General features: G+C 67.3%; 10 protein-coding genes and 1 tRNA gene. 3 read left to right on the forward strand and 8 right to left on the reverse strand.

The window, feature by feature from the left end:
- Positions 1–3,967 (reverse strand): beta-ketoacyl synthase N-terminal-like domain-containing protein (locus tag EV193_RS28265; protein ID WP_130347994.1); only part of this gene is annotated, 3,967 nt, incomplete at its 3' end.
- Positions 3,968–4,248: 281 nt separating this feature from the next.
- On the opposite strand from EV193_RS28265, the gene EV193_RS28270 reads away from it, so the two are divergent.
- Complete coding sequence (locus tag EV193_RS28270; RefSeq protein WP_130347995.1) at positions 4,249–5,097, forward strand: lantibiotic dehydratase C-terminal domain-containing protein; 849 nt, start codon at positions 4,249–4,251, stop codon at positions 5,095–5,097.
- Between the two features lie 25 nt (positions 5,098–5,122).
- Complete coding sequence (locus tag EV193_RS28275; protein WP_130347996.1) at positions 5,123–6,178, forward strand: 3-dehydroquinate synthase family protein; 1,056 nt, start codon at positions 5,123–5,125, stop codon at positions 6,176–6,178.
- A 4-nt stretch (positions 6,179–6,182) separates the two neighbouring features.
- On the opposite strand, the gene EV193_RS28280 is transcribed toward EV193_RS28275, so the two are convergent.
- Genes EV193_RS28280 through EV193_RS28290 form a run of 3 tightly spaced genes read right to left on the reverse strand, consistent with a single transcriptional unit; the run spans position 6,183 to position 9,170 of the window.
- Positions 6,183–6,860: an HAD-IA family hydrolase gene (locus tag EV193_RS28280; RefSeq protein ID WP_130348103.1), complete on the reverse strand. Its 678-nt coding sequence runs from the start codon at positions 6,858–6,860 to the stop codon at positions 6,183–6,185.
- A 25-nt stretch (positions 6,861–6,885) separates the two neighbouring features.
- Entirely contained in the window at positions 6,886–8,007 is a 1,122-nt protein-coding gene (locus EV193_RS28285) for a Gfo/Idh/MocA family protein (RefSeq protein ID WP_130347997.1), read from the reverse strand.
- Positions 8,004–9,170 (reverse strand): DegT/DnrJ/EryC1/StrS family aminotransferase, encoded by a 1,167-nt coding sequence (locus tag EV193_RS28290; RefSeq protein WP_130347998.1) that lies wholly within the window; start codon positions 9,168–9,170, stop codon positions 8,004–8,006. The genes EV193_RS28285 and EV193_RS28290 overlap by 4 nt, the downstream gene beginning before the upstream one ends.
- 268 nt (positions 9,171–9,438) lie before the next feature.
- Between EV193_RS28290 and EV193_RS28295 the strand changes: the two genes are divergently transcribed.
- Positions 9,439–9,873 (forward strand): type II 3-dehydroquinate dehydratase, encoded by a 435-nt coding sequence (locus EV193_RS28295; protein WP_130347999.1) that lies wholly within the window; start codon positions 9,439–9,441, stop codon positions 9,871–9,873.
- On the opposite strand, the gene EV193_RS28300 is transcribed toward EV193_RS28295, so the two are convergent.
- The 4 genes from EV193_RS28300 to EV193_RS28315 form a co-directional block, all read right to left on the reverse strand.
- On the reverse strand, positions 9,828–10,688 hold the full coding sequence (locus tag EV193_RS28300; protein ID WP_242613731.1) for a shikimate dehydrogenase family protein: 861 nt from the start codon (positions 10,686–10,688) through the stop codon (positions 9,828–9,830). The two genes, EV193_RS28295 and EV193_RS28300, sit on opposite strands and share 46 nt — an antisense overlap.
- Entirely contained in the window at positions 10,685–13,372 is a 2,688-nt protein-coding gene (locus EV193_RS28305) for an ATP-binding protein (protein WP_242613732.1), read from the reverse strand. The genes EV193_RS28300 and EV193_RS28305 overlap by 4 nt, the downstream gene beginning before the upstream one ends.
- A gap of 373 nt (positions 13,373–13,745) precedes the next feature.
- A complete protein-coding gene (locus EV193_RS28310; RefSeq protein WP_130348001.1) occupies positions 13,746–14,360 on the reverse strand; it encodes a hypothetical protein in 615 nt (204 codons plus the stop codon).
- 382 nt (positions 14,361–14,742) lie between these two features.
- Positions 14,743–14,815: transfer RNA gene (locus EV193_RS28315), tRNA-Ala, on the reverse strand.
- Between the last annotated feature and the right edge of the window lie 97 nt (positions 14,816–14,912).

The raw sequence follows: 14,912 nt of genomic DNA on the forward strand, positions 1-14,912 counted from the left end.
TCACCGCACAACCCCGAACCACACCCAAAACCACATGACCCAACCGCCGCGCCACCGACAACCGCTCCACCAACACCACACCAACACCCTCGGCCCAAGCGGTCCCGTCGGCGTCATCAGAAAACGACTTACACCGCCCATCAACCGACAACGCACGCTGACGCGAGAATTCGATGAACGCGTCCGGTGTCGCCATCACGGCAACGCCACCCGCCAAGGCCATGGAACATTCGCCCTGCTGAACCGACTGCACCGCCAAATGCAACGCCACCAACGACGACGAACACGCCGTATCCACCGTCACCGCAGGACCCTCAAGACCCAACACATACGAAACACGACCCGAAGCCACGCTCCCGGCCTTACCGATACCGAGATAACCGTCCACGCCGTCCGGAACCCGACCGATATTGGACGCGTAGTCGTGGTGCATCATGCCGAAGAAGACGCCAACGTCCTGACCGCGGAGTGACTTCGGGTTGATTCCGGCGTTCTCGATGGTCTCCCAAGAAACCTCCAACAACAACCGCTGCTGCGGATCCATCGCCAACGCCTCACGCGGAGAAATACCAAAAAACTCCGCATCAAACCCAGCAACATCACCCAAAAACCCACCCGACCGAACATACGTCGTCCCCGGCACATCAGGATCCACATCAAACAACCCACCCAAATCCCAACCACGATCAACCGGAAAACCACCAACCGCATCCCCACCAGAAACAACCAACCCCCACAAATCCTCCGGCGAACACACCCCACCCGGCAAACGACAACCCATCCCCACAATCACAACCGGATCATCATCGACAGCCGGCCGCCCGAGGTCGCTGTCAACGGTCGGCTCGGGCCCGGCCGCAGCTCCGAAGAGCTCGCGGTACAGGTGACCGACGAGCACGTCCACCGACGGGTAGTTGAACGCAAGAGCGGCCGGCAGCGACAGACCGGTCGCCACGACCAGCCGGGTGCGCAGCTCCACCGCGGTGGTCGAGGTGAAACCGAGATCCTTGAACGCGCGATCGGCCGCGACCACCGCCACCCCGGACAGAGCGCTGACCTCGGAGCGGACCATTTCGAGCAGCGCATCACGCTGCTCGGGCTCGGAGAGACCCGTCAACTCGGCCCGCAGCGCGGACGCCGTGGCCGGGTCGGCCGCGCGCGTCTCTGGCGTCACCTCGATGAGCCCGCGCAGCGGTCCGGGCACCACGCTCGACTCGAGTGCGGCGGTGTCCGGCTTCACTGCCGCGAGCGTCGGCGCGTCGGAGCCGAGCGCGGCGTCGAACATCGCCAGGCCGTCAGTAGTGCTCAGCGGCCGAACCCCGGCATGGTTGGGCCGAGGCGTGCCGACGAGGTCCCAGGCGAGGTTGAGCGCCGGCATCCCGTGCGCGCCCCGGCGCCGGGCCAGTGCGTCGAGGAAGGCGCTCTCCCCGGCACGATCACCGCCGAGCAGGCCGGACGAGGTGCCAACCAGGACGAACATCCGCAGATCGAGATCGCCGGTCAGCTCATGCAGGTTGACCGCACCGTCCACAGTGGACTGTGTGTGTACGACGGCACGAACGGGCATGGCCGCCTGCCGCAACGCACCGGCCAGTGCCGACCGATCGGCGGGATCGCACGCGACGAGCGACACCTCCGCACCGAAACGGCCGAGGTCCTCGACCAACCGCTCCGCGGAGCCGGCGGCGGCGCCGTCCGGACAGGTCAGCAGCAGACGCCGCACGCCGTGAACCGCGACGAGGTGTCGCGCCACCGCGGCGCCGGGCTCCGAGTCGACGCCGGTGACCATGACGGTGCCGTCACCGACGTCGAACGGCTCGCCGCCGACAACGCCATCGGTAAGGATTCTGGTCAGCCGGGGGCACAGCGGAACTCCTTGGCGCACAACGGTTTGCGGCTCGCCCAAACCGACCACGAGCGGAAGCGCCGCGACGTCCTCGTTCGTCGGCCCGAGATCGGTGATCGCGATTTCCGGCGCGTCCAGTTGTGCGGTGCGGACCACCCCCCACACCGGCGCGCTGGCGAGATCTGCCACGTCGTCGCCGGCGCCCACGGCGACGGCACCCCGCGTCACCACGACCAGGCGGATGCCGCCGAGCGCGCCTTCGCCGTACGCGGTCAGCTGCCGTTCGACCGAGGCCACGCGATCGCGAACCGCATCCGTGATCCGGTCACCCGACTCGTCGCCGACGAGCAAAACCGCCACTCGGGGCGCCGCTCGCCCGTTGGCGAGCTCACCCATCAGCGTGTCGAAGTCAGCGTACTCGTCAGCTTCGATCCCTTGTGTCGCAAGGGTTTCCACAATCCCGAACCGATCACCGCCGAGGACCGCCCAGCTCTCGTCGGACACCTCCGCCGGAGACACCGACGGAACGGGAATCCAGTCCAACCGCAGCAGCGTCTCGTAGTGGCCGCTGCTCGACGCCCGCAGCCGCGCCGGCTGCTCGAGCAGCACGTGCCTGGTGATCTTTCCCGACGCGGTGCGCGGGATGCGGTCGATCTCGTACAGCTCCTCGGGAAGCTTGAAGTAGGTCAGCTGCTCACGACAGGCGGCGAACACGTCGTCCGGATCGAAGCCGCCGTCACTCGCGACGATGAACGCCACCGGGATCTCGCCGAGCACCTCGTGCGGTTTGCCGACGACCGCGACGTCCGCGACACCCGGCAGTTGCCTGATCACCGACTCGACCTCGCCGGGGTGGATGTTCTCCCCACCACGGATGATCAGTTCCTTGATGCGGCCCGTGATCGTGAAGTACCCCGCCTCGTCCCGGCGCGCGAGATCACCGGTCCGGTACCAGCCGTCGGTCACCGCCTGCCGAGTCGCCTCCGGCTGGTTGTGGTAGCCGACCATCACGCTCGGCCCGCTCACCCAGACCTCACCCTCCGCGCCCGCCGACACGTCCAGTCCGTTCTCCGGGTCGATCAGCCGGACACCGAGACCGGGCACCGGCAGCCCACAGGACCCTTCGACCCTCGCGCCGGTCGGCCAGTTGATCGTGATCGACCCGCAGGTCTCGGTGCTGCCGTAGGCGTCGAGCAGAGGCGCGCCGAAGGTCTCCTCGAACGACTTGCGCAGTTCCGCCGTCGTGACAGCGCCGCCGACCAGGCACATCCGCAGGTCGGGCGCCTGGAAGCCGCGCTCCCTCGCGGCGCGGACGAGGTGGTGGTACATCGTTGGCACGCCGGCGAGGAACGTCGAGGATTCCTCCCGCAGCACCGCCAGCACCTCGTCGGCGGAGAAGCCGTCGACGATCCGGGCGGTCGCGCCCACCGCCGTCACCGACAGCACGCAGGCGATGTGCGACAGGCTGTGGAACAGCGGCAACGGCCACAGCACCCGGTCCTCGGCGGACAGCTCGGGGATGGGCACGTAGCAGGCGGCGACGGACCACAGGCAGTTCCGCTGAGTGGACAGCACGCCCTTCGGCCGCCCCGTGGTGCCCGACGTGTAAAGCATCCAGGCCACGTCGTCCAGTTCGAGGTCGTCCCGCGCCTGCCCGACCGGTTCGCTGTCCGCCAGCACGGCGAACGACACGGCCTCGGCCGGCGCCGGTTCGGCACCGACCACGATCACCCGGATGTGCGGGCGCTCCCGCAGCACGCTGCCGAGCGCCTCGAAGCGGACGAGGTCGGTCACCACGATCCGGGCGCCGCTGTCGTCCAACAGGTACGCCAACTCGGCCTCGGTGAGCTGTGGGTTCAGCGGCACACCGATCGCGCTGGCTCTGGTGATCGCCAGGTAGCTCTCGATCACCTCGACGCTGTTGGCCAGCAGGATCGCCGCCCGATCGCCGGGTTGGAGCCGCAGATCGGACAGGTGGCCGGCCAGCCGCCTGGTGCGATTCTCCAGATCCGTATAGGTCACGCTTCGCCGCTCGTCCCGAAACGCCACCTTGTCGCCAAATCGCTCCGCGTTGCCCATGAGCAACTCGGGAAGGGGGCGGATCAGCTCGGTGCGAAGCATTGACGACACTCCTCTACGGGCGAGATATGAAGACGTTTCACGCTCCGTTCGTGACGTTTGCCAACGGCACGGATGCGCAATCGAACCCGAGGCCCAGTCTCACGCCGGCAAAGCCAGCGCATTCCCCAGAACGCCCCCCTAACCCATCCCTAACTTCTGTCCTCGCGTAAGTATTCATGAATCCGCAATAGAGACCGCCGCGCGTCGGACATAGACTGACCGCGAATTGATCACCATCAATTTCACGTCATCGAGCTCGCCGACCCGGGGGTAGCACACACATGAGACAGCATTGGCTATGCTTCCACTTCACAAGATCACCGAGAGCCGCGACGCAAGGAATCGAGCAAGTCATTTCGACCGTCGGCGCGGCGTTGGTCGAGCAAATCCGGTCCGAGGCGGGCAGTCGTTGGCTCTTCCACCGGGGAGGTGAAGGGCGACGGCAGGACATCGAGGTGTGGTTCCGAGCTACCGCGAGCACGCAGCGCGCCCTACGGGAGCTCGCACATCTCAAAGCCAACGAGATTGGCTGGTCGGCGCGGACTTTCAGGCAGAACCCGGGCATTCAGAAGCACGGCACCGCCGGTACGGCGGACCTCGCGGTCGAACTGGCGTCGATCTCCAGCGAGCTGGCACTCGGCCTGCTCAGCTGCCCGGACCCGGCATGGAGTCGAACATTGCCGGCCGCGATCCACCACTTGTCACGAGTCCTCGAATTCGTTCCGGAAAAACATCGATTGAGCTTCCTCTTCCAGTGCTGGCAAACGTGGTCGAACACGCTCGAACCAGCTCGACGAGTAGCGGTCGGCGCATTTGCCGACATGGACGCCGGGCGCGCCACAAAAATCATTGAGTCCGTGCGAGTCGCCGAATCGACGGCGGCCCATTGGACCTCCTACGATTCCGCACTGGCCGAAACCCTGTCAGATAACGCCATCCCGAACGGCACACCGGTCAACTATCTGTTGTTCGAGCACGCGCATCTGACGAACAACCGACTCGGCATCGATACCGAGACTGAGGCGCGTGCGGCGAGGACACTGCGTTCCGCGCTCGTGTCCGGAATATCACTCGAATCTCTCACGACTCCTGCCGGCCAAGCTGACACACAAGTGTTCCAGGCAGTTTGATGAAGGACTGGAGGACCGACCCGCGATGACTTTCCCCGCGCACGGCGAGAAACAGACCGCGGCACCGCCGGAGCCGAGGACCGTTCGCGTCGACCTCGGTGAGCGGTCCTACGACGTCCGGATCGGGCCGGGTGTTCGGCGATCGCTGCCCGAGACGGTCGCGGAACTCGGCGCGCGCCGTGCCGCCGTTGTGACCGCGCGGCCGGACGAGTGGCTGCCCGATCTCGAAGTTCCCACGCTGGTCGTGCAGGCCCGTGATGGGGAGACGAACAAGACGCTCACCTGGGTCGCGGACGTGTGCAGCGAGTTCGCCCAATTCGGGCTCACCCGTTCCGACGTGGTGATCTCCTGCGGTGGGGGCACGACGACCGACTCCGTCGGACTCGCCGCGTCGCTCTACCACCGCGGCGTGCCGGTCGTCCATCTGCCGACCTCGCTGCTGGCGCAGGTCGACGCCAGCGTGGGTGGCAAGACGGCCGTGAACATCCCGGAAGGCAAGAACCTGGTCGGTGCGTACTGGCAGCCGGCAGCCGTCCTCTGCGACACCGACTTCCTCGACACGCTGCCGCGGCGCGAGCTGATCAACGGTTACGGCGAGATCGCGCGCTGCCACTTCATCGGCGCGGGCGATCTGTTCGGCCTCCCGATCCACGACCAGATCGCCGCGTCGGTGGCGCTCAAGGCGTCGATCGTGTCCGCCGACGAGCGCGACACGGGCCTTCGGCACATCCTCAACTACGGGCACACCCTTGGCCACGCCATCGAGCGCGCGACCGACTTCGCCATGCGACACGGCGAGGCGGTCGGGGTGGGCACCGTGTTCGCCGGCCGCCTCGCGGGCACGCTCGGCCGGATCGACGCCGACCGGGTCGCCGAGCACCACGAGGTCGTGGCCCGGTACGGCCTCCCGACGACGCTGCCGGCCGGCGTGCACCTCGACCGGCTGCTGGCCCTGCTGCGGCTGGACAAGAAGGCGGCGACCGGTGGGTTGACCTTCGTGCTGGACGGCCCGCGCGGGGTGGAGCTGGTGCGCGACCTGCCCGAGGCCGTCGTGGCAGGGGCGCTTCGAGAAATGCCGTGACACGCTACGAGCTGCCGCGGGAGACCGGCACCAGGCGCAGCAGGTCGGCCGGGGTCTCCAGCACGTGATCCGGCCGGGCCGCGAGCAGCGTCGCTCTGTCCGACTCGCCCCACATGGCGGCCGCCGAGGTGACGCCGGCGCCGCGAGCGCTCGCGATGTCGGTCACCGCGTCGCCGACCATGATCGCCGAATCGGGTTCCGCGCCGAGCAGGTCGAGCGCGCGCCGGACGATGTCCGGTGCGGGCTTCGGCCTCGCCACCTCGTCGGAGCCGATGACATGGTCGAACAACGCCAGCACACCGAGCCGGCCGAGCAGCGCCCGCGCCCGCTCACCACTCTTCCCGGTCGCCACGGCCATGCCGACGCCGGCGTCGCGCAGGGTGCTCAACAACTCCCGCACCCCGTCGAACAGGGTGACCTGGTGCGCGAGGCGGTGGCTCTCCCGGACGAACGGCTCCTCCATGGCCAGGGGGAGATCCATGATCCTCATGATGTCCGGAAAGTACCGGCCGAGGTGTCTCTCGTACTCGTCGAACGGCGCCTCGCCGTCCCCGACGACCTCGGCGTAGGCGATGGTGAACGCTTGGCGCATCACCGAGAAGCTGTCCGCGATCACCCCGTCGAGGTCGAACACGACCGCGGTCGTCGCCCGCGCGCCGACCGCGTCGCCGCCGTGTGCCATCAGCCTGGTGTTCACGAGTCCTCCTTCATCCGGCGACGGGCTGGCCTGTGATGGCCCGGTGCGCCGAGTCGTAGATCTGCTGAATGGCATGGATGGTCTGCCGTGCCTCTCGGATCGCCCGGCCCTTGCTCGCGGAATCGGCGAGCAGCGCGGGCACGTCGTCGAGTTGGTGGCGGTACTCTTCGCCGACAGGCTCGTCGGGTAGCTCGATCACCGTCGGCTCACCGTCGAACTCGCGGACAAGGGTCGACCCGCTCACCCTGTTCGGGCTGAACCCGAAGGTGCATCGCAGCGTGGCGGTGCCTGCGCTGCCCTCGAACCGGACCAGCGTCACGTCGCGCGCCTCGTGCGAGGCCCAGCTCGCCCGCAGGGAGACCGACAGCCCGTCATCGGCGATCAGGAAGCCGCGTGCGGTGTCCTCGACGTTGCCTGGCCGACCACCGCGCGGCTGCCCGGCGCCTTGCTCGTCATAGCGCCACGCCGCCTGCCGCGAACCATCGCTGATGAAGTCGTCGGACACGGTTCCGACGATCTGGTGGAACGACACGGGCCCGAGCAGCGGCGTGATCGTGTCCAGCAGGTGCCACCCGAGATCCACCAGGGCACCGCCACCGGACAGCTTTTGGCTGGTGAACCATCCGCCGAGGTCCGGAACGCCGCGTGCCCGGACCCAGGCGAGGTCGACGTGCCGGATGCGTCCCAGCGTGCCGATGACCTCACCGAGCGCGCGCACGTCGGCACGATGCCTGGCCGCGCTGCCGGCCAGCAGGACGGCGTCCGTCGCGCTCTCCGCGGCGGCCAGGTCGCTCGCCTCGTCCAGATTGAGGCACACCGGCTTCTCCAGGAACACCGAGATCCCGCCGCGCAACAGCCGGCACGCGATCTTGCTGTGCAGGTGGTTGGGCACAGCGACGACCGCTAGGTCGACGGCGGCCGGGTCGATCTCGGAGACGTCGGACAGCAGCGCGGCACCGCCACCGGCCGCCCCGACCGAGGCACGCGAGACGGGCTCCGGATCCACCAGCGCCACGACCTCGAACTCCGGGTGGTCCAGCAGCCTCGGCAGCCAGATCGAACGCCCCGCCCAGCCGAGCCCGACGACGGCGATCTTGATCGGCGGCGCCGCGCCGGCGAACCTCGAAGTCACGACCGCGCCAGCGTCTCGGCGACGACGTCGGCAACCTGGTGGATCTGTTCCTCCGTGGCCAGCAACGTCCTGTGGTGCAACCAGATGCAGTCGGTGCTGATCGCCTCGGTGTTCGGGCAGCGCGTCGCGATCTCGTCGACCGTCTCGTTCGGCGCGTTGCTCTCCCAGAAGCCGTCGGACCGGTAAATGGCCCGGAATGCCGCGAAGGCCGGGAGGCCGGCACCGACCAGCGCGTCCACGAGTTCATTTCGGCGCTGTTCGGTAATTCCGGGAATGCGGAACATGGCCATGTAGTGCGACTTCCGGTCACACCTGTCGTCACGCGACTGGGTGACGACACCGGGAATCTCGGCCAGTCGAGCGGCGAGCACCGGCCAGCGTTCTTCTCGGGTGTCGACCTGCGAGTCGAGCCGGGCCAGTTGGGCGCGCAGCACGCTCGCGGAGAATTCGTTCATGCGGAAGTTCGAGCCGGACTTCTGGTGGAAATACAGGCGGTCCGCGCGCGGACGGCCACAGCTGTGCCGGAGGAACGCCTCCTCACGCAGCTCCCGGTCGGGAAAAGTGACCGCACCACCCTCACCGGCGGTCATCAGCTTCCCGTTCTGGAAGCTGAACGCGGCGACCGAGCCGAGCTCGCCGACCCGCTTGCCCTGCCATCGCGCCCCGTGCGCGTGCGCCGCGTCCTGCACGATCGGGACCCCCGTATCGGCGGACAGCTTCGCGAGCGCGTCCATGTCGGACATGTGACCGGCCATGTGCACCGGCATGATCGCGCGAGTCCTCGGCGTGATCATGGCCTGTGTCGCGGCGACGTCGATGCAGTATGTCTCGGGGTCTACGTCGACGGGCACCGCGACGGCCCCCAGCCGCTGCGCCGCCTGCGACGACGAGATGAAGGTGAACGCGGGCACGATGACCTCGTCACCCTGGCCGACCCCGAGCACCTGGAGGGCCAGCTCGAGCGCGTGAGTGCCGTTCGTCACGGCCAGCGCGTACTCGGAACCGTGGTGCATGGCGAACTCGCGCTCGAAGGAGTCGACCTCCGCACCGCCCATGCGCCACCACTGTCCCTGTTCGAGCGCCCTGACAAGACCGGCTCGTTCCGCCTCGTCGAACTGGGGCCACGGCGGAAGAGTCAGCTGACGTCCTGAACTTGTGGACATATTTCTCCATTTCATCAGCCGGGAAGTACGAAGCTCCCCCGAATAGTCGGCTATTAGTTCGCAACGACTTCTCGTCAACCCCGGATAGCACATATCCGAGTTATCGCACAACAGCACGCTACCCCAGGTCAGGCGGATCGTCATTCCCCTCAGAGCACCCCTACCTCGCCCCAGTATCGATTCATCAAAGAATTACTCGTCACCGACCGGACGTTGAGATATGCTCGCTATCGAAATGGATCCTGCGCGGAAGTATGCGAGGTGACAGGTGACCGAACTACTGCTGTTGAACGGGCCGAATCTCGGCATCCTCGGCCGGCGCGAGACCGAGGTCTACGGCACGGACACACTCGCCGACATCGAGCAGATGGTGGAGAAGGAGATCGCCGACGTCGGCTGGCAGGTCAGGTCGGTCCAACGCGAGTCCGAAGGTGAGTTGATCACCGCGGTCCAGGACGGCTACGACACCGTCGGCGCCATCGTGAACCCAGGCGCGCTGATGATCGCCGGGTGGAGCCTGCGTGACGCGCTCGCGAATTACCCGAAGCCGTGGATCGAGGTGCATCTGTCGAACGTCTGGGCCCGGGAGCGGTTCCGGCACGAGTCCGTGCTCGCTCCACTGGCCAGTGGCCTGATCGCCGGCCTCGGCGCGACCGGTTACGTGCTCGCGGCTCGCGCGCTGCGTTCCCTCGTCGCGGACTGATCGCTGCGGAGCTGGAAGAACTCGCGGTACAGACTCAGCTGTTCGGTCAGCATGTGGCGGCCCAGGTGCACGGCGTGGCCCTCGGCCGACGCGGCCGCGAGCAGTGGGGTCATTTCCGGCGTCATGATGACGTCGGCCACGAGGCCCGGCCGACCGATGGCCGCCGGATCGAACGGCAGCGGATCCGCGGTCGACATCCCCAGCGGTGTGGCGTTCACCGCGATGTCGACCTTGTCGAGCACCGGAGTCGGCGTGGCGGCCGTTCGCCCTGGCCACAGCCGATCGAGGCGCTGGGCGAGGGCGTCGGCCCTTGCCGTGTCCCGGTCGCACAGGCGCAACACGTCCACTCCGGCGTCCAGCAGTGCCGGCGCGATCGCACTGCCCGCACCGCCGGTGCCGACCAAGGTCACCCGTGCACCGGCCGGGTCGTGGCCGCCACGGCGAAGCCCGGCGACGAAGCCCACACCGTCGAAGTTGTCGGCGTACCAACGCCCGTCCGATTCACGCCGTAGCGCGTTGGCGCCACCCGCGACCGACGCCGCGACGCTGGCGCGGTCGGCCAGCTCGACCGCGCCCGCCTTGTGCGGAATGGTGACCAGCAGCCCGTCGAGATTGCCGACGCGCCGCAGACCGCCGAACACCTCGACAAGATCCACCGCAGTCACGTGGATTGGCACCAACACGGCGTCCACGCTCTCCACGGCGAACAGTTCGTTGACCATCGCTGGCGCCCTGACCTGCGTGATCGGGTCACCCAGCACTCCGTACAGGCGGGTGGCGCCACCGACAGCGGCGTTGGCCGGGCCGCGGGTCACGAACGCTCACTCGCACGCGACCCGGCCACCATGCGTCCGGCTTGGTCGCGCAGCCACTTTTGGGCCTGCCGCTGCCGTTCTGCCCGCGCGGCCCTGGAGAGCTGGCTGAACGCGAGATCACGCACGACAACGCTGTGGAACGCGAAGACAGGCTCGCCGGCACGCGAGTCGTGCACCTCGCGGCGAAGGAACTCACGCTCCTCGAACAGCTCCAGGTATCGCATCACCTCGTGGAGGTCGCGGCCCGATACGGCGGCCACACCCGCCGGGCATATCGACTCACCGAGCACCGCGGCGTCCTGCAGAACCGATTTCTCCGTCAGCGACATCGCGTCCAATCGTGCCGCGATGACGCTCTGCACGGACGGCGGCGGCTCGAGGAACAGGTCGCTCAGATCCTGCTCGAACGCCTCGATCTGCCCGGCGCCGCCCGTCGGCGGTGACGGAAAGCCCTCGGCCTTGTCCCTGAGCATCCGCACGTACTCGACCGCGAATAGCGGGTTCCCACCGATGCGGTTGAGCAGCGCGCGCTGAAAGGTCGCCAGCCTGCCCTCGGTGAGCGACGGTTCACCCGGCTCGCAGAGGCCGTACTTGTACGACAGTTCCTCGATGATCCCCAGAATCGACTCGCCCGACAGCGGACCGATCTCCAGCTCCAGATCGACATCCTCGAGCCCGCCGGAGGAGGCCGGGCGCATGGTCGCCAGCACCAGCGCGGTTATGGCGGGACTCCGGACGAGCTCGCCGAGTACGGCGACCGCCGCGTCACCACCGTGGTGCGTGTCCTCGAAGATCGCGACCGTCGGGGTGCGCGCCGCGATCGCCGAGATGAGTCGAGCACACACCCGGAGCGCGGCGAGTTCGTCGACCGGCCCGGTCACCTCCCGCCGAGGGATCAGCAGATCGCGCAGCTCGCCCCGTAGCGTCGCCGCCGTCGGCTCGTGGCCGACCAGTTCGTGCACGGCGGCGGTGAGCTTGCGGTCGACGACCGCCGTCGGGTCGGAGTCGCTGATCCCGGCCACCGACCGGAGCAATCCGGCCGCGGCGGCTCGCACCGGGTCGCGCCCGAACGGCGAGAAGCGACTGACCAGGATTCGCGCATCGGGATGTCTTTCCCGCACGGCCCTGCTGAATTCGGAGACGAGCCGGCTCTTTCCGGTGCCGGCCTCACCGACGATGGAGACCAGTGCGGAACTTCCCAGGCGGCGGACCTCGTCGAACCGCAGCCACAGCTCGCTCAGCTCCTGGTGGCGCCCTAGCAACGTCGTCGTGTCGTCGTTGTCGGCACGATTCATTCCGCCGACAGTGGAAAGCTCCCAGCCACCAATGGCGTCATCGCACTTCGTGAACTCGAACGCGCTCTTGTTCGCGTTTCTCGTCTTGTCGCACACGCGCGGCTTGCCTGGCGCCGAGGCGGACAGCAGTCGAAGGCAGTCGTCGATAACCGCGCCGATGACCCGGTACGGGTGACCGTCGTCCATCGACGGTCGAGACACCAGCACCTCACCGGTCGCGACCGCCACGCTGGCACCGACGGTGGTCCCCGCCACGCGCGCCCGGTCCGAGGACCCCTCCGCGAGTGCCGCGAACCGCCCGCAGATGGCCAACGCGGCGCGGATCGCCCGCTCCCCGTCGCGCTCCAACGTGTCCGGGACGCCGAACAGGGCGAGCCAGACCGAGCCGAAATGCTTAGCCACCTGCCCGCCCCACTGCTCGACCTCCTCGCGGACGATCGTGGCCAGCTCCTCGACGGTCTGGTCGAAGTCCTCGGGATCGGTCGCCACCGCCGTGTTCCAACTCGGCTGGACCTGCAGGATGGTCGCCCACTTACGCTCGACGTGGATGCCGTCGCCCGTGGCCGGCTGGTTCGCCGGCCGCCACCCGGCAGCCGGCGGATCGGGTTCGTCGATGATCGCGGCCGTTGCGACAGGTACGTCGACGGTGATCTGTGCGCCGTTGTCGCGGCCGGCCGCGCCCATCTGGTCCGCCGAGGTCCGGCTGTGTGGGCCGAAGTGCCATGGCCAGCCGCGTTCGCGCAGGTCCAGCGCGGGGTCCTGGTCGAGGATGGCCCGCTCCAACTTCTGCAGCTCACGGCTAGGGTCCAGTCCCAGGGTCTCGACCAGCACCTGCCTGGTCCGCCGGTACACACTCAGCGCGTCGGCCTGCCGCCCGCACCGGTACAGGGCGAGCATGACCTGTCCGCACAGCCGCTCGCGGAGCGGCTCGGCCTCGGTGAGGGACTCGAACTGGTTGACCACCTCGTGATGCAGTCCGGTGGCCAACTGAGCCTCGGCGAGGTCCTCGAGCACGGCGAGTCGCGACTTCCGCACCACGCTCAGTTCGGGCCAGGCCACGCCGTGTTCCTGCAGGTCAGCGAGCACCGGACCGCGCCAAAGGGCGAGCGCCGCCCGCAAGTCACGGGCTGCCTCCGTCCATCTCCCGTCGGTCAGGTGATCACGACCTTGTTCGGCCAGCTCCCGAAACTGCGTGAGGTCGACCTTCTTCGAGTCGACGGCGAGCAGGTATCCCGGCGATCGCGTGAGCAGTGCCGGCATTCCGGCGCCACCTTTCCCGCTGGCGCCGAGCACGCCGCGGAGGCCGGCGACCGCGTTCTGCAGGATCTTGCGGGCGGTCGCCGGAGGATCGTCCGCCCATAACGCGTTGACGAGCTTGCTCGTGGCCACGACCTGATTAGAGTTGAGCAAGAGGTACCCCAGGATCGCTCGCTGGTTCACACCCCCGAGCGGCACCGGCAAATCCCCAGAGACGACCTCGAGGCCGCCAAGCACCCTGAATCGCACGGTCCCCTCATTTATCATGGTTATGCCATTCATGGACCTAACAAAGAAACGCGGAACTAAATTCGATTAATTCTCACGATACATGCCATTCGGGCTCATCTGGAGGGTCGAAGCGGGCGAACATTCAACACCACCCCCGCGATGGATATGAGGACAAAGGCTCACCGGTCCACGGTCAAACCATTTTCCCCGTCACCCAGCTTCAATACCTTCCGTGACATTATCTAACACAAAGCAAGGCTACCTAAGCAGGTGATCATGCGCAAGTATCCGAGCACGCTCGCTGAGTACATCTTAAGCTTTCCTCAAGGCGCTGACCTGCGGCTTTACTCATCCTTGCGCCGAGAACAGACAACCCGACATAAGATCCTGCCCGAAACACGAAGATGGTCCGCTCCGGCCGCTGCGCACACCCGCCCGACCCGCTCGCCGACGTGCACGTCCGGGTCGCCGGCTGCCCGAGCGCGAGGAGAAAATCATCGACGACCTCGCCGTGGCTGCGAGCGGCATCGTCTGAGAAGCCGTGCAGATCGGCATGGAAGACGCCGTCTGGGAACAACTCCGTGACGCGGTGCGCCCAGTGCACGGCCAAGGTGGTCTCGCCGACTCCGGCGACACCGTCGATGATGATCACGCCCGCGAACTTGAGTTCACGGGCGATGGCGTCTAACGCTGTCAGATGGTCACCGCGGCCCACGAAATCAGGCACGTCGGGCGGCAGGAGATGCGGCACCGCAACAGGCGCCGGCGCGGGCGACTCGGTGTGCGGCTCACTTCCAGGTGCCGGGCAAGCAGTGTTGCGCAACGACTCATGGTGCCGCCGTAAATGGTCTGCTGCCATGTCGTCGGCGTCTTCACGGAAGATTGCCACGTTCGCAGGTAGTAGTCGCTGGCCTCCTGAAACCGTGCGAGGCCGTGCATTGCGGTCAGACACAGACAGTCAGAATTGGACGGCTAGCGCCCGCAAGATCGCCCGCACATGCTTGTACAGGATCTGCAGCGCTCCCTGAAACTACCGACCCCGCAAAGACGCGGGTCAGAAGGCACCAAGGTTCTCACCGAAGGCGCACACACCAAAGTCACTGTCCGCACACACTCTCCAGAACATTTCCCGCTCCCGAACAGTGACTCTCCAGATTTCCTCCAGAACGCGTCCACTGGCGTCGACCGGCACACCCAGCAATAATCGCGACCAAAACCAAAAACACCCGCCGACCAGGGAGAATGTCCCGGTCGGCGGGCGATGCTTCGGGTGGAGCTGACGGGGATCGAACCCGTGACCCCCACACTGCCAGTGTGGTGCGCTACCAGCTGCGCTACAGCCCCATTTGGTCACGCGGACGGCTGCATGCTCTCCGCCGCGTGCTGGTACACGCTACATGACGTCCTCGGTACCGGTGAAACCGGGCTTCCGCCGGGCCAC

The sequence above is a fragment of the Herbihabitans rhizosphaerae genome, assembly GCF_004216555.1.
GTDB lineage: Bacteria > Actinomycetota > Actinomycetes > Mycobacteriales > Pseudonocardiaceae > Herbihabitans > Herbihabitans rhizosphaerae.